Source organism: Chelatococcus daeguensis (assembly GCF_001887265.1).
In the GTDB taxonomy this organism is placed as follows: domain Bacteria; phylum Pseudomonadota; class Alphaproteobacteria; order Rhizobiales; family Beijerinckiaceae; genus Chelatococcus_A; species Chelatococcus_A sambhunathii.
The window spans coordinates 1,338,756-1,356,481 of sequence record NZ_CP018095.1; the positions used below are offsets into that span (position 1 = coordinate 1,338,756).

Genomic DNA, 17,726 nt, shown 5'->3' on the forward strand with positions numbered 1-17,726 from the left:
CAGACCATGCGCAGCCTACGCCGCACAACCTCGTTTCCCGGACGCAGCAGCGATAGCGGAATGCGATCCGGGAACCAGCGCAAGAATCTGCACGGCTCCAAAGTAATCTGCACGGCTCCAAAGTGGGCGGCCGGTACCGCGCGCTGCCAGCGCTCCGGAAAGTCAAAAAAATCGTCCGAAAGGGTCTGCCACCTTTCGGACGATCAAGGGCCGGCCCGGCAGAGCCGAGAGGGACTGGAGGTCAACCGTTGAGACGGGCGAGAGCCGCCTTGTCGCGCAGGACGATCGTGCGGCGGCTGGCCGGTACGTCGATGATGCCCTTGCGCTCGAGCTCGGTCAGCGAGCGCGATACGGTCTCGATGGTGAGGCCCAGGTGGTCGGCGATGTCGAGCCGCGACATGGGGAGCTCGACGGCATCGGCGCCGGCGAGCCGCTCGGCCATGTCGACGAGGAATGTTGCGATCTTCTCGATGGCGGACTTGCGGCCGAGCAGCAGCATGTGGCGCTGGGCCCGCTCGAGCGCATGCATCATCGCGCCGAGCACCTCGCGCGAGAAGGTCTCGTCGAAGAGGAGGTCGTCGAGATCGCGCCGGCGGTAGGCGACGACGGTGGCGGCGCTGGCCGCCTCGGCGCTGAAGCGGTGCTCGGCGCCGGCTTCGACGCCGAAGACGTCGCCCGGGAAGTGGAAGGCGTCGATCTGCCGCCGGCCGTCGCTGAGGAGTTTCGACGTGCGCACGACCCCCTGGGTGACCCTGTAGAAGGACACGGCCGGATCGCCCTCGGCGAACAGCTCCTCGTCCTTGTCGAGGGTCCGCACGGAGCCGACGCCGGCCGGGCGCCGGCCCTGCGCGACCGCGGCGCGGGACAGGACGGCTGCGTCGAAGTGCCTGGCGGCGGGGGTGTTCATCACGATCTGCATCTGCACCTCCTCGAGGGCACCCAAATGACTTGTTGCATGATGGGTAGCCCGGACGCGGCATGCGGAAAATTCCGCTCGATACCTAAGGGAAACCCCTGATGACCGCCTGTCGCAGCCCAATGGCACGCGCAGGCCAGCGCCACGCGGGCACCGGCCTCGCGCAGGGAATGAAGGGGGATCAGGGCGCGTCGGCGAGGGCCGTGCGGATGCCGTCGAGCAGCTGGCTGTCTTCGAGCGGCTTCTCCAGCACCTGGCGGAAGCCGTGGCGCTCCGCCTGGCGGCGCAGGTCGTCATTGACCTTGCCGGAGATGAGAATGGCGGGCAGGCCGATGTGGCGCAGGCGCAGGGCATCGATGAGTTCGAGGCCGCTCATGCCGGGCATCGAATAGTCGACCACGATGCAGCCGTGCGGCGGAAGCGCCTTCTCCGCCAGAAGCTGCGGGGCGCTTTCGTAGAGGCGCACATCGAGCCCTTCGAGCTCCAGCGCGAATTTGAGCGAGGCGCGGACCGCCGCATCGTCATCGACGATGAGGACAGGTCCCCCAACCAGCGACATCAACACGTCCCGTATGGTCTTGGCGATTGGGAACACCCTACGCCGTCGACGCGAGCAACGGCTTGATGTGCCTCAAGACCGGGCCATGCTCCAATTACGGAAATCTACCTACTCGCCTCCTCGCCCGCGGCGCGGCTCACGCATCCCGGCGCTCGCCGGCGCCCTCGCCCACGAGGACCATGCGCACGAGTTGGGACAGGCTCGCCGCCTGCATCTTGGCCATCACGTTGGCGCGATAGATCTCGACCGTGCGCGGGCTGATGCCGAGCTCGAAGGCGATGACCTTGTTGGCCTTGCCGTCGACGAGCCCTGCGAGCACCTGCCGCTCGCGCTCGCTGAGCGTCGAGAGGCGCTCGTTGAGGGCGCTCGCCTCTGCCACGCGGCGCGCCTCTTCGGCATTGCGGTCGAGCGCGGTGCGGACGGCGGCGAGGAACAGGTCGTCGTCGAACGGCTTCTCGAGAAAGTCGACGGCACCAGCCTTCATCGCGGATATCGCGAGCGGCACATCCGCGTGCCCGGTCATGACGATGACCGGCAAGGTGCTGCCGCGGCGCCTGAGCTCCTGCAGGAAGGCGATGCCGTCGAGCCCGGGCATGCGTACGTCCGTGACGATGCAGCCCGCCTGGGCTTGCACGGCGCTCGCGAGGAAGGCGGTAGCCGATTCGTGCAGGCGTACCGGCAGGCCGTCCGAGGCAAGCAGGAAGGACAGCGACTGGCGCACGGCGAGATCGTCGTCGACCACGTGAACCACCGCCTCAGGTGCCATGGATGAACTCCTCCTCTCCAGCCGTCCGCAATGTGAAATGGAACGTGGTGCCGGCACCGGCCTCCGTCTCTGCCCAGATCCGACCCCCATGGGCCGCAACGATCGTGCGGCAGATCGACAGGCCGACGCCCATGCCGTGCTGCTTGGTCGTCACGAAGGGCTCGAAGAGGCGGTTGCGCACCTCTTCCGACAGGCCCGTGCCCGTGTCGGACACGGCGATCTCGACGAGGTGCTCGTCGGGCAGCGCGCGGGTCGTGACCGAAAGCTCGCGCACAGGGGCATCCTGCATCGCCTCGATGGCGTTGCGGATCAGATTGAGCAGGATCTGCTGGATCTGGATTCGGTCGGCGAAGACCTCGGAGGCCTGCGGGTCGAGGCCGAAGGTCACGCGCACGCCCTTTTCCCGGGCGCCGACGAGGGCAAGCGCGCTCGCCTCCTCGATGAGTTTGGGCAGGCTTTCCAGCCGATGCTCGCTCTCGCCGCGGGCGACGAACTCGCGCAGATGGCGGATAATCTGTCCCGCCCTCAGCGCCTGCTCGGCGGCCTCGTTCACGCCGTCGCGCAGCAGCGCGATGCGCTCGCCCTCCAGCTGCCCGAGCAGGCGGTGGCAACCCTTGAGATAGTTGGTGATGGCGGTGAGCGGCTGGTTGATCTCGTGCGCCAGCGTCGAAGCCATCTCGCCGAGGGCCGTGTAGCGGGACATGTGGACGAGCTCGGCCTGCAGCTCCTGCAGCCGTGTCTCCGTCTTCTGCCGCTCCGTCAGGTCGCGGATGAAGCCCGTGAAATAACGCGCTCCGCCTGACACCATCTCGCCCACCGCGAGTTCCATCGGGAAGGTCGAGCCGTCGCTGCGCTGGCCGACCACGACGCGGCCGATGCCGATGATGCGCCGCTCGCCGGTCGTCAGGTAGCGCTCGATGTAGCCGTCGTGCCGCTCGCGGTAGGGCGAGGGCATCAGCATGCTGACGTTGCGGCCGATGACCTCGGCCGCCGAGAGGCCGAAGAGGCGCTCGGCCGCCACGCTGAAGGACTGCATCAGGCCCTGCTCGTCGATGACGATCATCGCGTCGGGCACGGTCTCGAGGATGGAACGCAGATGGGCCTCGCGCGCCTTGAGCGTTTCCTCCGCCGTGGCGCTGGCAGAGATGTCGCGGATGACGAGCGCAAAGCCCATGGGCGTGCCCTGGTCGCCGAGTGGCGTCAGGCTGGCCTGCGCGACGAAGGTGCCACCGTCTTTGCGCTGCAAGGGCCGCCGCAATTCGTGTCGCCCTTCGGCCGCCGCCGCGGCGAGCGCCTCCGCGGGCAGGCCAGCGGCCGCCGCGTCGGCCGGGAACAGCTTCACCCAGTTCTCGTCGAGCAGTTCGTCCTCGCGCCAGCCTGTGATGGTGCGAGCGCCGGCATTCACCGTCGTGATCACGCCTCCGGTGTCGAGTACGAAGAGCGCGATGTCGGCGACGGCGTCGATCAGAAGTTCGGCGCGCCGGCCCCGTGAGGCGGCGAGCGCCGATTGGGCGCTGGCGTCGGTCAAGCGATCCCCCGGATGATCGGTCACGCCGATTGTATAACGCCCTCAGGTGCCGGGGGCCACCGTCCCGCGTGCGTGGCAGCCTTGCGGCGGCGCGTCGCACGCGTGGCGCGCATCAGAGCCTGACCGACCGGCCGGAGGCCAGCGACGTCACCGCGGCATCGGCCAGCCTGAGCGCGGCCAGACCGTCCTCGCCCGTCGGCACCGCGATGTCTTCGCCAGCCGCCAGCCGGCAGAAGGCCGCGAGCTCGAGCCGGTAGGCCTCGGCATAGCGCTGCATGAAGAAGTCGAGCAGCGGGTCGCTGGTGAAGCCGGACGCATTGGCGCGCGTCAGCGTCGTAGCCGTCTCGTTGCCCGCCTGGATCATGCCCTTCTCGCCATGCACCTCGAGGCGCTGGTCGTAGCCGTAGCTCGCCCGGCGCGAATTGGTGATGACGGCGATGCGCCCGCTCGCCGTCTTCAGTGTCGCGGTCGCCGTGTCGACATCGCCCGCTGCGCCGATGGCAGGATCAACGAGGGCGGCGCCGGTGGCGAAGACTTCCGTCACCTCCTCGCCGAGCAGGAAGCGCGCCATGTCGAAGTCGTGGATCATCATGTCGCGGAAGAGCCCGCCCGAGCGCTTGATGTAGTCGACCGGCGGCGGAGCGGGGTCGCGGCTCGTGATCTGCACGAGCTCGACCTTGCCCACCGCGCCGGCCTCGACCTCCGCCTTGAGGCGAGCGAAACTCGGGTCGAAGCGGCGGTTGAAGCCGAGCATCAGCCTGGCATTGTGCTCGCGCACCACGGCGAGGCAGGCCTCGGCGCGGGCGCTGGAAAGGTCGATCGGCTTCTCGCAGAAGATCGCCTTGCCTGCGCGCGCCGCTTCTTCCACCTGCGTCGCATGCAGGTCCGTCGGCGTCGCCACGATGACGGCGGCGATGTCCTTGTCCGCCATGATCTCCTCGACGCTGGCGCGCCGCGCCCCCGTCAGCGCCTGCGCCGCGTCGGCGGCCGCATCGACGGGATCGAAAACGGCCGCGATGCGCGCGTCGGGGAGGGCGATCACGGCCCGGGCGTGGGTGATGCCGATGCGGCCTGCGCCGAGCAGTCCGATATTGAGCATGGGTGTCGTCCTTGGGTCGGGGGCTTCTATCTTGGCGGCGCGCCGCCACACCAACGGCCCTGTTTCCCCACCGTCATGCCCGCGCTTGTCGCGGGCATCCACGCCCTGAAGCCTGAGCTATGTCAGAGGCGTGGATGGCCGGGACAAGCCCGGCCATGACGGTGGAGGCGAGGGCCGTTTGCATCACTTGTCGCGCTGGAAAATCCAGTCGTGGTCCGGGTGGTTCTGGAAACGCCATTTGCGGATCGGGCCCGCCATGACGTTGAGGTAGTACATCTCGTAGCCGTAGGGCGTGCCGCAGGGATGGTGGCCGCGCGGCACCAGCACCACGTCGCCGTCGCTCACCGCCATGGTCTCGTCGAGCGTGCCGTCCTCGGTGAAGACACGCTGAATGCCGAAGCCCTGCGCCGGGTTGAGGCGGTGGTAATAGGTCTCCTCGAGATAGGTCATCTCGGGATAGCGGTCCTCGTCGTGCCGGTGCGGCGGGTAGCTCGACCAGTTGCCCTGCGGCGTGAACACCTCCGTCACCAGCAGGCTGTCGGCGACGTCGCTGTCCTCCATGGCGATGGGATGGATGTAGCGGGTGTTGGCGCCCTTGCCGCGCGTGACCTTCTCGATGCCGGTCAGCACGCGGGCCTCGTGCCCGCCCTTGCCGGGCGCCGTGCAGATGGCGAGCGTGCAAGGCGTCGTCGCCCGCGCCGACCAGGTGGTGCCGTTCGGCGCATAGACGCCGTGCGGCGGCGTGCCCTCGAAGACGTTCAGGCGCTCGCCAAGCTCGCCGAAGCTTTTGTCGCCGACGCCGATCTCGGCCTTGCCCTCGACGAGCACCAGGATCACCTCGGTGTCGCCGGTCGGCTCCGCCGCCGTCTCGCCGGGCACGAGCCGGTAGAGGCCGAAGCCGACATAGCCCCATCCGGCGCTCGTCGGGGTGATGTCGTGCACCTTGCCCGTCGTGCCGGTGGGCTTGCGCAAGAGCTGGGTCATTGCATCGTCTCCGCCTGTTCCGGGCTGTCTCTTCCTGCCATCACGCCTTGTCCAGCCCCGCCTCGCGCGCCATGGCTTTCAGCGCCTTCAGCCCCATCGACTGGTATTCGTAAGGGTTGCGCACGGCTGGGTCCTGCTCGGCCTCGATGACGAGCCATCCCTGATAGCCGTGCTCTGCGGCGATCCTGAGTACGGGCGGAAAGTCGACGCCGCCCTCCGGGTCGCCCGGAACGGTGAAGACGCCGCGGCGCACGCCTTCGAGGAAGGAGAGACCCTCCTTCTCGACCTCGGCGCGGATGGCGGGGCGCACGTTCTTGGCGTGGATATGGGCGACCCGGTCCATGTATTTCTTCGCGACGCGCGCCGGGTCGCCGCCGCCGAACCAGCAATGGCCGGTATCGAGCAGGAGATGCGTCGCCGGCCCCGTATGCGCCATCAGCGCGTCGATCTCCTCCTCCGCCTGCACCACGGTGCCCATGTGGTGGTGATAGACGAGGGTGATGCCCTCATCGGCGCAATATTGCGCGATCTGTTCCACGGCGGCGCCGAAGGCGGGCCAGTCACCGGCCGGCAGCACCGGCCGGTCTTGCAGCGCCACCCTATCGTTGCCGTGGATGGCGTTCGAGGTCTCGCAGACGATGCAGACCTTGCTTCCCATGGCTTTCAGCAGGTCGAGATGCGGTCTGATCGCCGTCTTCTCCTCCTCCACCGAATGGGCGAGAAGGTTGAGCGAGTGCCAGCCGGAGACGAAGGAAAGCCCGTGCGGCGCGAGCGCGGCCTTCAGTGCGGCGGGCTCGGTGGGCATCTTGTGGCCCTTCTCGATACCGTCGAAGCCGATCTTGCCGGCCTCGCTCAGGCACTGGTCGAGGCTGATATTGGCGCCGAGGCTCTGGTCGTCGTCGTTGGACCAGGCGATGGGATTGGTGCCGTAGAGGATCATTGCGCTATCCGCGTGGGGGCTGGTTTGGCTGAAGGTGGTTGCGGCGATGCCCTCTCGGGCATCGGGTTGTCCGCTGGTTCCCGGCTCTCGCCTGCGCTTCGCGCATTCGGGCCGGGAAACGGGGGTGTGCTTGGAGAAGAAACCTGTTCCCCGGATGCATTGAGCGAAGCGGAACGCGAGCCGGCGCGCTGCGCACGGAGCCGTGTCGAAGGCTCGCCGCCACGACCGATCGGTCTCGATCCTGCCCCGCTCATCTCAGGCTCCGGGAAAGGCCTGGCGTCAATCCGCCGGGCGCTGGTTCTTGAGGTTCTTTTCATAGGCGGCACGGGCGGCGTTGACCTCCGGCCGCACGGAGACCTCCGGCACCGCCACGTCCCACCAGTGGCCGCCGGCCTCCGTCGTCGGCATCGGGTCCGTGTCGATGACGATGGCGCTCGGCCTGTCCGCCTTGCGGGCGCGGGCCATCGCCTCTTCCAGCTCGGCGATGCTCGCCACCTTCTGCGCATTCGCGCCCATGGAGGCGGCATGGGCGGCGAAGTCGATGGCAGAGGGTACCGCATGGCGGGCCGTGTCGAGCAGGTTGTTGAAGCTCTCGCCACCGGTGGCGCGTTGCAGGCGGTTGATGCAGCCGTAGCCGCGGTTATCGAGCACGACGACAATGATCTTCTGGCCGAGCATCACCGCCGTCGCGAGCTCCGAATTCGCCATCATGTAGCTGCCGTCGCCGACCATGACGACGACCTCTCGGTCGGGCCGCGCCATCTTGACGCCGAGCCCGCCGGCGATCTCGTAGCCCATGCAGGAGAAGCCGTATTCGAGGTGGTAGCCGTTCGGGCGGCTTGCCTTCCACAACTTGTGCAACTCACCGGGCAGGCCGCCGGCGGCACAGACGAGGATGGTGTCTTCGCCGACGCTGCGCTGCACGGCGCCGATGACCTGCGCGTCCGACGGCAGCACGTTGTCGCCGGGCGCCATGGTGGCGGCATCGACCGCCTTCAGCCATTCCGCCTTCAGTTGCGGCTCGGGCGCCGCCGCCTTGTGCCCGCCGAGCGCTGCCGACAGCGCTTCGAGCGCCACCTTGGCGTCGGCGACCAGCGGGATCGCCCGGTGCTTGCCGGCATCATAGGGCGTCACGTTAACGGCGAGGATGCGCCGGTCGGGATTGCGGAACAGGGCCCAGCTTCCGGTGGTGAAGTCCTGCAGGCGGGTGCCCACCGCGATCACGAGGTCGGCCTCGGCCGCCACCGCATTGGCGGCGGAAGAGCCGGTGACGCCGATGGCGCCGAGATTGAGCGGATGGTCCCACGGCAGAGACGACTTGCCCGCCTGCGTCTCGGCAACCGGAATCTGGTGCGTCTCGGCGAAGGTGGTGAGTGTCTGCGTGGCGAGCGAATAGAGCACGCCGCCGCCGGCGATGATCAGAGGCTTGCGCGCGCCGCGGATGGCCTCGGCCGCCTCGGCGAGCTCGCGTGCATCCGGCTGCGGGCGGCGGATGTGCCAGGTGCGCGGGGTGAAGAACGTCTCCGGCCAGTCATAGGCTTCGGCCTGCACGTCCTGGCAGAAGGCGAGTGTCACCGGCCCGCAGTCCACCGGGTCGGTCATCGTTGCCATGGCGCGGGGGAGAGCGGTGAGCAACTGCTCCGGCCGCGCGATGCGGTCGAAATAGCGGCTGACCGGCTTGAAGCAGTCGTTGGCGCTCACCGTGCCGTCGCCGAAATCCTCCACCTGCTGCAGCACCGGGTCGGGCGCCCGGTTGGCGAAGACGTCGCCGGGCACCAGCAGCACCGGCAGGCGGTTGACGTGGGCGAGCGCCGCGGCGGTGACGAGGTTGAGGGCGCCCGGGCCGATGGAGGTCGTCACCATCATCGCCCGCTGGCGATTGAGCGCCTTGGCATAGGCGATGGCCGCATGTGCCATGGTCTGCTCGTTGTGGCCGCGCCAGGTCGGCAGGGCATCGCCCGCGCCGTGCAGGGCCTCGCCCATGCCCGCCACGTTGCCATGGCCGAAGATGGCCCAGCAACCGGCGATGAAGGGCTCGCCGTCGGCCGTCTTCTGGGCGGCGAGCCAGCGGACCATGGCCTGAGCGGCCGTGAGGCGGATGGTGCTCATGACGGTTGTTCCTTCTGCGTGCGGACGCGGTCCCAGATGTCGCACAGCATGCGGTATTTCTCGGCCATCTCCGTGACGGCCTCCTCGTCGCCGGTCTCGCCGGCGAACCAGCGTCGTGCCGCGTCGCCGAAGATGGTGCGGCCGACGGCGAAGCCCTTCACGAGATCGAAGGCCGCCGCCATGCGAAGGCTCGCCGAGAGCTCCTCGAGGGGCGCATCGAGCCCGAGGACGACGATGCCGCGCGTATGGGGATCGTTGCGCGAGACGGCCTCGACCGCATTGCGCCAGGCGGCTTCGCTGCGTAGCGGCTCGAGCTTCCACCAGTCGGGGAAGACGCCGATCTCGTAGAAACGCTCGATGACGCGCGCCGTGGTCGTGTCGTCCACCGGCCCCGCCTTCGAAGCGATGATCTCCAGCAGGAATTCGAGGTTGTTGCGCCGGGCCGCCTCGGCGAGACGCTTCACCGTCTCCTCCTGCCGTGCCTTGAGGCCGGCGTCGTCGTCCGGATGATAGAAGCACAGCACCTTGACGACATGCTCGACCGGCCATTCGGCGAGCGCCGTGCCATAGTCTAGCCCCAGTTCCGCTTCGAGTTCGAGTGGACGCGACCCCGGCCGTTCCACGGGGCGGCCGATCCACAGGCCCGTGCCGGCGGCGGCATGGAGCGCTTCGCGTCCGAGGCGGCCGTCGCACAGGATGCCGTAACCCGCCTTTCCATCGGCGACGCGCTGCGCCGCCCTGAGGCACAGGGACTTGAAGGGGCCGATGCGCTCGCGCGGCGCACCCGCCTGGTCGGCCATGTCCTCGAGCTGCATGCGGTGGTCGAAGGCGAAGACGCGCATGTGCGGCCATTGGCCCTTGCGCGTCGTCGCCCAGTGGATCTGCTCGAGCTCGGTGTCGTGGCGCAGCGCCGGAGTGACGATGCCGCGCTTCAGGAAGAACTGCAACTCCTCCCAGCTCGGATAGGCCGGCGTGCAACCGTGGCGCGAGACGGCGAAGGCGCCGCAGGCATTGGCGTAGGTGAGGCTCGTCACCCAGTCCTCGCCGCGGAGCCAGCCGCGCAGGAGCCCCGACATGAAGCCGTCGCCGGCGCCGAGCACGTTGAAGACCTCGATCGGAAAACCCGGCCCGGAGATGCCGTCGTCGAGGCTGTCGGGAATGGCGCCCTCGAAGGCGGCAGCGCCCATCGGCCCGCGCTTGCACACGAGCGTCGCGTTGGAAACGGCGCGCACGGCGCGGAGCGCTGCGACCGTGTCGGTCGTGCCGCCGGCGATGTGGAACTCCTCCTCCGTGCCGACGATGAGGTCGAAGAGATGCAAGGTCGACTGCAGCTTCTGTGTCACCGCTGCGGAGGCGATGTAGCGGCTCTCGCCAGCGCCGTGGCCGGCGAGGCCCCAGAGATTGGGGCGATAGTCGATGTCGAGCGCCGTCTTTGCCCCGTTGTCCCGCGCGAGCCGCACGGCCTTGAGCACAGCCGCCTCGGTACGCGGATGCGACAGGTGCGTGCCGGTCGCGGTCACGCAGCGACTGCCGGCGATATAGGCGGGGTCGATGTCATCCTCGCTCAGCGCCATGTCGGCGCAGTTCTCGCGATAGAAGATGAGCGGGAACTGGTGCTGGTCGCGGATGCCCAGGATGACGAGGGCGGTGAGCCGCTCCGGGTCCGTCTTGACGCCCGTGACGTCGACACCCTCGGCGATGAGTTGCTCGCGGATGAAACGGCCCATGTGCTCGTCGCCGACGCGGGTGATGAGGCCCGACTTGAGGCCGAGCCGCGCCGTGCCTGCGGCCATGTTGGTGGGCGAGCCGCCGATATATTTGCGGAAGCTCGCCATGTCCTCCAGCCGCCCGCCGACCTGCGCGCCGTAGAGGTCGACCGACGAGCGGCCGATGGTGATGACATCGAGCATCACACGGTCCCTCCGAGCGAGCTTTCGAGCACCGCGAGTTCCTGGCCGCCAGCCATCAGGTCCTGCAGCGCCTCGGCCGTGATCTCGCCGCGCACGGCCGTGCCCAGCGTCTTGCCGCGGTTGAGCACGGTGAAGCGGTCCCCGACGGCCATGGCATGGCGTACGTTGTGGGTGATGAAGACGATCCCGATGCCCGCCTTGCGCACTTGGTCGATGGTGGCGAGCACGTTGGCCGTCTGACGCACGCCGAGCGCCGAGGTCGGCTCGTCGAGGATGAGCACCTTGGCGCCGAAATAGACCGCGCGGGCGATGGCGACCGTCTGGCGCTCGCCGCCCGAGAGGGTGCCGACCGCCTGCTCCGGCTCGCGCAGGTTGATGCCCATGCGCGCCATCTCCCGCATCGTCACCTCGTTCGCCTTGGCGAAGTCGATGGTCTTGAAGGGGCCGAAGCCCTTCTCCGGCTCGCGGCCCATCCAGAAATTGCGTGTCACGCTCATCAGCGGGATCATCGCCAGATCCTGATAGACCGTCGCGATGCCGGCTGCCATGGCGTCGCGCGGGCTGTCGAAGACGACCTCCTGGCCCTCTACCACCATGGTGCCGCGCGAGGGCTTGTGCACGCCCGACATGGTCTTGATGAAGGTGGACTTGCCGGCGCCGTTGTCACCGAGCAGGCAGTGGCACTCGCCCGGACGCACGTCGAAGGAGACGCCGCCGAGCGCGATCACCGGGCCGAAATGCTTCTCGATGTTGCGCATCTCGATGATGGGAGCGGTCATCAGCGTTCTCCCGTGATGAGACGGCGGATGTAGGTGTTCATGATGACCGCGAGGATCAGGATCGTGCCGAGGAAGACGCGGAACAGCGAGCTCTCCGCCCCGGCGAAGAACAGGCCCTGCTGCACGACACCGAAGATGAGCGCCCCGAGCGCCGCCCCGATGACCGAGCCGTAGCCACCGGTGAGCAGCGCCCCGCCGATGACCACGCAGATGATGGCCTCGAACTCCTTGAGGAGGCCGCGGTCGGCGGCAGCCGAGCCGAACTCCATCACCTGGCACATCGCGAAGACCGTGGCGCAGAAGGCGGTGAACATGAACATCAGCACCTTCACGCGGTTGACCGGCACGCCGACGTAGCGCGCGGCCTGTGCATCGCCGCCCGAGGCGAAGATCCAGTTGCCGAAGCGCGTCTTCGCAAGGAGCCAGTGGCCGAAGATGATGAGCCCGATCGCCCAGACGATGAGCATCGGCACGCCCTCGACCACCGGCTGGCCGGCCCGTGCGCCGCGCGTGAAGGTGTCGATGAGGCCCACGTCGCCGAGCCACTGGAAGAAGCCCTTGAAGATGACCCCGCCGAAGAGGGCAGCGAGCCAGTCGCCCTCAGCCGCCTCGCGCACACCCCCGATGATGGTCTGGCGCGTGGTCAGGATCGATAGCCAGATCGTGAGGCCGCGCAGGATGTAGAGGAAGGCGAGGGTGACGATGAAGCTCGGCAGCCCGGTGCGAATGACGAGCAGGCCGTTGATGGCGCCCAGTCCGATGCACACGGCGAAGGTGACGAGGATGGCGAGCCACGCCGGCCAGCCCCACTGCACGGTGAGGATGGCGGCGATGACGCCGGCAAAGCCGATCATGGAGCCGACGGAAAGGTCGAACTCGCCCGCGATCATCAGGAGGCAGGCGCCGACCGCGATGATGGCGAACTGTGCCGAGACGACGAGCCAGTTCTGGAAGCCGGCCGGCGCGAACATGCCGCTGTCGCCCGCGACCATCAGGAAGAAGGCGAAGACCAGGATGACCCCGCAGATCGCCCCGAGTTCCGGCCGGATCATGGCGCGGCGCAGCGAAGAGACGGGCATGAGCCGCTCGTCCGTCATGACGTTTCCCCGTTTTCGATGGTGCTTGGCATGCGGGGCGCGAGGCGCGCCCCGCCGCAGTCCTCAAACGCCGGGGCGCGAGGCGCGCCCCGCCGCAGTCCTCAAACGCCGGGGCGCGAGACGCGCCCCGCCGCGGTGTTTCGCATGCGGGGCGCTCGGCGGCGCCCCGCAGCATCGACCAATGTTTCAGCGGTATTCGCCGGCGAGCTTCTCGACGAGGGCGATGTTGTCCTTGGTGATGAAGCCCGGGCCGGAGTTGATCGCGTTCGGCGGTATGACGCCGTAGCGGGCATAGTTCGTCAGGAGCACCACCGGCAGATAGCCCTGCAGGTAAGGCTGCTGGTCGATGGCGAAGGCGATGGTGCCGTCCTTGATGGCCGCAGAGATGCCGGCCGACAGGTCGAAGGTGCCGAAGTGGACCTGGCCGGCCATGCCGTTCTCCTTGAGCGCCGCGATCGTCGGCTCGGCGGAGTTGGGGCCGAGGGCGATGATGCCGTCGGTGTCGGCGTTGGCACGCAGATAGGCGGAGACCTTGTTCTTGACCTCGGAAGGATCGAGGCCAGTGTCGATCATCTGGTTGCCGAGCGGCACGTTCAGCCCGTCGGCGAAGCCTTGGCAGCGCTGCACGGAGGCCGGATTGGTGATGTAGTGATTGACGCACAGGAACTTCTTGACGCCGGCTGCCTTCGCCCGCTCGCCGGCGGCGAAGCCCGCCGCATATTCGGGCTGGCCGATATGCAGCAGCGCGCCGATGTCTTTCGATTCCTCGATGGTGCCCGAGTTCACGGTGATGACCGGGATGCCCTGCTCGACTGCCTTGGCGAGCGGGCCCTTGAGGACGTTGAAGTCGGCGATGGTCGAGATGATGCCAGCCGGGTTCGAGGCCGTGGCCTGCTCGACGATGCGGGCCATGTCGGCGAGGTCGCCGGTCGGCGGGTTGCGGTATTCCACCGTCACGCCCATCTGGCTGCTCGCCACCTTGAGCGCGTTCTTGATGGTGTTCCACCAGCTGTCGCTGTCAGGTGCGTGGCTGACGAAGACGAAGCGCTCGCCCTCCGCGTGGGCCGGCGTCGCCAGGCTGCCCGCGAGCGCGAGGGATGCGACGGCGAGCGCCGCAAGTGTCTTTCTCATGGTTCCTCTCCCAGACTTCAGAAGTGTCAGGCCATCGAGCTTGCGCGGATCCCGCCCGGCGCAGTCCCGCTTGGCGCGGCGTCTCCGTGCGTCCGGGAGCTGCGGCCGCCATTGGTCATGGGCCGTCTCGCAGGCTCTTGGATGGAAATTTTGTTCCAAAAAAATCAGAATGCAATAAAAAAATTCCATATCATCGTGATTGCCGCACCGCCCCCACGGCCACGGCCAGCGCGATCGCGAGCGAAAGGGTGGCCGACAGGGCGCGGAACGAGCCGACATCCACTTCCGAGACATCGAGGGCGTGGACGCCGAGGCGCCTGAGCGGGCTGGTGACGGTGTCGGTGATGGCGACAACCTCGTTGCCGCGCTCGCGCGCATAGGCGGCAAGGTCGATGGTCTCCTGCGTATAGGGCGCGAAGGAGATGGCGATGACGACGTCGCCCGGGCGGATGGCGTGGCGCCGCCCCAGCTTGCCGACGCCGTCATGCAGGATGGAAGGGATATCCATCTTCTCGAAGGCGTAGCTGAGATAGGTGGCCACCGGGAAGGCCCGGCGCATGCCCATAACGTGGATGGTGGGCGCAGCGGCGAGCGCGGCCACAGCGGCATCGAGCGCTTCCGAATCGACCGTCGAAGCCAGACGCTCCAGCGACAGCCGGCCCGCCTCGATGAATTCGGCGAGCAGCGCCGACGGGCTCTGCCCGCCCTCCGCGCGCAGGTTGTCGAGCCGCGTGGCATAATCGGGCCAGCGCTGGCCGTAGCTGTCGCGGAACAGGCGCTGCATGTCGCTGAAACCAGCAAAGCCGAGCAACTGACAGAAGCGCATGAAAGCTGACGGCTGTACGCCGGCGCCCGCCGCCAGTTCCGCGACGGTGGAGAGGGCGATCCTGTCCGTGTTGTGTGCCACGAAATCGGCGCACTGCCGCAGGCGCTTGGGCAGCGTGTCCGCGATCTGGACGAGCCGCTCCTGAAATTCGTCGACGGAGGCGGGTGCGGCCGGCTTCTTCATGACATTGTTCCTTGACAGAACCGTCGTTCTATATTCATCGATTGAATGGAATATATATTCCATTTGCTCGGGAGGGGAGCCGGAAAATGGAAAGCCTGGGCATCGGCCTCATCGGGACGGGTTTCATGGGCAAGTGCCATGCACTCGCCTTCGGCGCGGTCAAGGCGGTGATGGGAGACGTGCCGACGCCGCGGCTCGAGCTCCTGTGCGAGACGCCGGCCGACAAGGCGGCGGCCATGGCCGGCCAGTTCGGCTTCGCCCGTGCGACCGACGACTGGCGCGCGCTCGTCGCCGATCCCGCCGTCGACATCGTCTCGATCACGACGCCGAATCGCCTGCACCACGAGATCGCCATGGCGGCCATCGCGGCGGGCAAGCACGTCTATTGCGAAAAGCCCATGGCGCTGACGCTGCACCAGGCCGAGGAGATGGCGGCGGCAGCACGCGCGGCCGGCGTCAAGACCATCGTCGGCTACAACTACATCAAGAACCCCACCTTCATGCATGCGCAGCGCCTCGTGCAGGAGGGCGCCATCGGCCGCATCGTCCACTTCCGCGGTTGGGTGGACGAGGACTATCAGGCCGATCCCGACCTGCCGTGGACCTGGCGCGCGCGCCACGCGGAGGCCGGGCTCGGGGCGCTCGGCGACCTCGGCTGCCATCTCGTCTCCATGGCCTACGGCCTCGCCGGGCCGATCGAGAGCCTCGTTGCCGACATGCAGACCGTCCACCGCACGCGCCCGCTCGCCGACGGCTCGGGCGAGGCGGCGGTGGAAAACGAGGACGTCGCTACCGCCCTCGTGCGATTCAAGGGCGGCTTCCACGGCAGCCTCGCCACCTCGCGCAGCGCCTGGGGCCGCAAGAACCGCCTCGGCTGGGAGGTGCACGGCACGAGGGGCATGCTGATCTTCGACCAGGAGCGCATGAACGAGCTGCAGCTTTACGAGAATCAAGGCCCCGGCGCGCAGCAGGGCTTCAAGACCATCCTGACCGGCCCCGCCCACCCACCCTTCGGCGCCTTCGTGCCGGCGGCGGGCCACCAACTCGGCTTCAACGACCTCAAGGTCATCGAGGCTGCCGCCCTCCTGCGTGCCATCGCCGAAGACAGCCGGCCCGAGCCTGATTTCGTCGCCGCGCTCGCCTTCGAGCGCGTGATCCACGCCATCGCGGAGGCGGCCCACACCGACCGGCGGGTGGTGATTTAACATCGTCGGCGAGCCCTCGCGGATTGGAATGCATGCTGACAGAAACCGTCAGCATCGATGCTATGCTGGCGCCATGTCGCGCGCGCACCGCCTGTTCGATTTGCTGCAGATGCTCCGTCGCCACCGCCGGCCGGTGAGCGGGGCGGCGCTCGCGAAGGAGGCCGGCGTCAGCCTGCGCACGCTCTATCGCGACATCGCCGCGCTGCAGGCCATGGGCGCCGAGATCGATGGCGAGCCGGGCGTGGGCTATGTCCTGAAGCCGGGCTTTCTCCTGCCGCCGCTCATGTTCTCTCCCGAAGAGATCGAGGCACTGGCACTCGGCCTCAAATGGGTGGCGGGGCGTACGGACGAGAGCATGGGCGCGGCGGCGCGCGATGCGATGGCCAAGCTCGCTGCCGTCCTTCCGCCGGATCTTGGTGAACGCATGAACGACGATGCGCTCGTCATCGGCGCCGGCTGGGAACGTCCCAAAGGCGTCGCGCTGGCGCTCCTGCGGCAGGCGCTCAATACCGAGCGCAAGCTGGCGCTCACCTATGTCGACGAAGCCGGCGCGAAATCCGAGCGCGTCGTGTGGCCCGTGACGCTCGGCTTCTTCGAGACGAAGCGGGTGCTGGTGGCCTGGTGCGAGCTGCGCAATGCCTTCCGCAGCTTCCGCGCCGACCGCATGCTCGCCGCTGAAATCCTTCCCGATCGGTCGCCGCGGCCGCGCCGGCAGATGGTGCAGGAATGGCGGCAAACCATGCTGACAAAAACTGTCAGTGAGCCGTCCTATCGTGGGGTTACGTCAACCGACGTCACCAGAGACCGCGAGGAGACCCACATGAGCAAGGAATTGATTTTCTACACGAATCCGCAGTCGCGCGGCTATATCGTGCACTGGATGCTGGAGGAGGTCGGCTGCCCCTACACTGTCAAGGTCCTCGATTTCGGCACCACGATGAAGGCGCCGGACTATCTGTCCATCAACCCTATGGGCAAGGTGCCGGCGATCGTCCATGGCAACCAGGTCGTCACGGAAGCCGCCGCGATCTGCGCCTATCTCGCCGATGCCTTCCCGGACGCGGGCCTGCTGCCGGCGCCCGAGCATCGCGGCGCCTACTACCGCTGGCTGTTCTTCACTGCAGCCTGTCTCGAGCCGGCGGCCTCCAACCATGCGGCAGGCTGGAATCCCTCGCCGGAACAGCAGCGCAGCTTCGGCTATGGCTCCTACGAGATGGTCCTCGAGACGCTGGCGGGCGCGCTCAAGGGGCGGCGCTATATCGCTGGCGACCGCTTCAGCGCGGCCGATGTCTATCTCGCGAGCCACCTGCAGTGGGGCATGATGGTCGGCATGATCGAGAAGCGCCCCGAGTTCGAGGCCTATTGCGCGCCGCTCGTCTCCCGGCCGGCGGCCGAGCGCGCCGACACCGAAGTCAAGAAGCTCGAAGCGCAGAAGGCGTGGTCGGCGGCCTGAGGATGGATAACAACATGAGTCCCGCCGCCTGGCGGCGGGACAGCGTGGCCTGGCGGGCCGATCTGGCTGGGGCGGCAGGATTCGAACCTGCGAATGGCGGTACCAAAAACCGCTGCCTTACCACTTGGCGACGCCCCAACAGCACTCAGGCGGGGCGGACCATAATTCGAGCGACGGCCTGACGCAACGCCGATGCGGCGGCCGGGCCGGGCGGATGGCGCCGGCCTAGCGTTGTCCACAA

Annotated in this window: 15 protein-coding genes and 1 tRNA gene; 2 read left to right on the forward strand and 14 right to left on the reverse strand. The window is 68.0% G+C overall.

What is annotated here, in order from left to right; all coding sequences use genetic code 11:
* Nucleotides 1-241: 241 nt before the first annotated feature.
* The 13 genes from BOQ54_RS06400 to BOQ54_RS06460 form a co-directional block, all read right to left on the reverse strand.
* The gene (locus BOQ54_RS06400; RefSeq protein WP_071924411.1) at nt 242-919 is read right to left on the reverse strand and encodes a helix-turn-helix domain-containing protein; all 678 of its coding nucleotides are present in this window, start codon (nt 917-919) and stop codon (nt 242-244) included.
* 178 nt (nt 920-1,097) lie between these two features.
* On the reverse strand, nt 1,098-1,475 hold the full coding sequence (locus BOQ54_RS06405; protein WP_019402424.1) for a response regulator transcription factor: 378 nt from the start codon (nt 1,473-1,475) through the stop codon (nt 1,098-1,100).
* 136 nt (nt 1,476-1,611) lie between these two features.
* On the reverse strand, nt 1,612-2,241 hold the full coding sequence (fixJ, locus tag BOQ54_RS06410; RefSeq protein WP_063187593.1) for a response regulator FixJ: 630 nt from the start codon (nt 2,239-2,241) through the stop codon (nt 1,612-1,614).
* Nucleotides 2,231-3,769 (reverse strand): PAS domain-containing sensor histidine kinase, encoded by a 1,539-nt coding sequence (locus tag BOQ54_RS06415; protein WP_055459139.1) that lies wholly within the window; start codon nt 3,767-3,769, stop codon nt 2,231-2,233. The genes fixJ and BOQ54_RS06415 overlap by 11 nt, the downstream gene beginning before the upstream one ends.
* A 112-nt stretch (nt 3,770-3,881) precedes the next feature.
* The gene (gene iolG, locus BOQ54_RS06420) at nt 3,882-4,868 is read right to left on the reverse strand and encodes an inositol 2-dehydrogenase (protein ID WP_055459138.1); all 987 of its coding nucleotides are present in this window, start codon (nt 4,866-4,868) and stop codon (nt 3,882-3,884) included.
* A 183-nt stretch (nt 4,869-5,051) separates the two neighbouring features.
* Complete coding sequence (gene iolB / locus BOQ54_RS06425; protein ID WP_055459137.1) at nt 5,052-5,852, reverse strand: 5-deoxy-glucuronate isomerase; 801 nt, start codon at nt 5,850-5,852, stop codon at nt 5,052-5,054.
* A gap of 40 nt (nt 5,853-5,892) precedes the next feature.
* On the reverse strand, nt 5,893-6,792 hold the full coding sequence (iolE, locus tag BOQ54_RS06430) for a myo-inosose-2 dehydratase (protein WP_071923547.1): 900 nt from the start codon (nt 6,790-6,792) through the stop codon (nt 5,893-5,895).
* Nucleotides 6,793-7,071: 279 nt separating this feature from the next.
* Nucleotides 7,072-8,901, reverse strand: a complete 1,830-nt coding sequence (iolD, locus tag BOQ54_RS06435; RefSeq protein ID WP_063187583.1) for a 3D-(3,5/4)-trihydroxycyclohexane-1,2-dione acylhydrolase (decyclizing) — start codon at nt 8,899-8,901, stop codon at nt 7,072-7,074.
* Nucleotides 8,898-10,811, reverse strand: coding sequence for a bifunctional 5-dehydro-2-deoxygluconokinase/5-dehydro-2-deoxyphosphogluconate aldolase (locus tag BOQ54_RS06440; RefSeq protein ID WP_071923548.1), 1,914 nt, complete (start codon nt 10,809-10,811; stop codon nt 8,898-8,900). The genes iolD and BOQ54_RS06440 overlap by 4 nt, the downstream gene beginning before the upstream one ends.
* Complete coding sequence (locus BOQ54_RS06445) at nt 10,811-11,590, reverse strand: ATP-binding cassette domain-containing protein (protein WP_055459133.1); 780 nt, start codon at nt 11,588-11,590, stop codon at nt 10,811-10,813. Before BOQ54_RS06445 ends, BOQ54_RS06440 begins: the two co-directional genes overlap by 1 nt.
* On the reverse strand, nt 11,590-12,687 hold the full coding sequence (locus tag BOQ54_RS06450; RefSeq protein WP_055459132.1) for an ABC transporter permease: 1,098 nt from the start codon (nt 12,685-12,687) through the stop codon (nt 11,590-11,592). Before BOQ54_RS06450 ends, BOQ54_RS06445 begins: the two co-directional genes overlap by 1 nt.
* 186 nt (nt 12,688-12,873) lie before the next feature.
* Nucleotides 12,874-13,818 carry a sugar ABC transporter substrate-binding protein gene (locus tag BOQ54_RS06455; RefSeq protein WP_055459131.1) on the reverse strand — a complete coding sequence of 315 codons (945 nt, stop codon included), beginning with the start codon at nt 13,816-13,818 and terminating at the stop codon, nt 12,874-12,876.
* Nucleotides 13,819-14,008: 190 nt separating this feature from the next.
* Nucleotides 14,009-14,827 carry a MurR/RpiR family transcriptional regulator gene (locus BOQ54_RS06460; protein ID WP_055459130.1) on the reverse strand — a complete coding sequence of 273 codons (819 nt, stop codon included), beginning with the start codon at nt 14,825-14,827 and terminating at the stop codon, nt 14,009-14,011.
* 86 nt (nt 14,828-14,913) lie between these two features.
* Here BOQ54_RS06460 and BOQ54_RS06465 point away from each other — a divergent pair, with 86 nt between their 5' ends.
* Nucleotides 14,914-16,032, forward strand: coding sequence for a Gfo/Idh/MocA family protein (locus BOQ54_RS06465; RefSeq protein ID WP_063187579.1), 1,119 nt, complete (start codon nt 14,914-14,916; stop codon nt 16,030-16,032).
* Between the two features lie 109 nt (nt 16,033-16,141).
* Nucleotides 16,142-17,485, forward strand: a complete 1,344-nt coding sequence (locus tag BOQ54_RS06470) for an HTH domain-containing protein (protein ID WP_245316313.1) — start codon at nt 16,142-16,144, stop codon at nt 17,483-17,485.
* A 63-nt stretch (nt 17,486-17,548) separates the two neighbouring features.
* On the opposite strand, the gene BOQ54_RS06475 is transcribed toward BOQ54_RS06470, so the two are convergent.
* Nucleotides 17,549-17,623, reverse strand: a tRNA-Gln gene (locus BOQ54_RS06475).
* Nucleotides 17,624-17,726 lie beyond the last annotated feature (103 nt).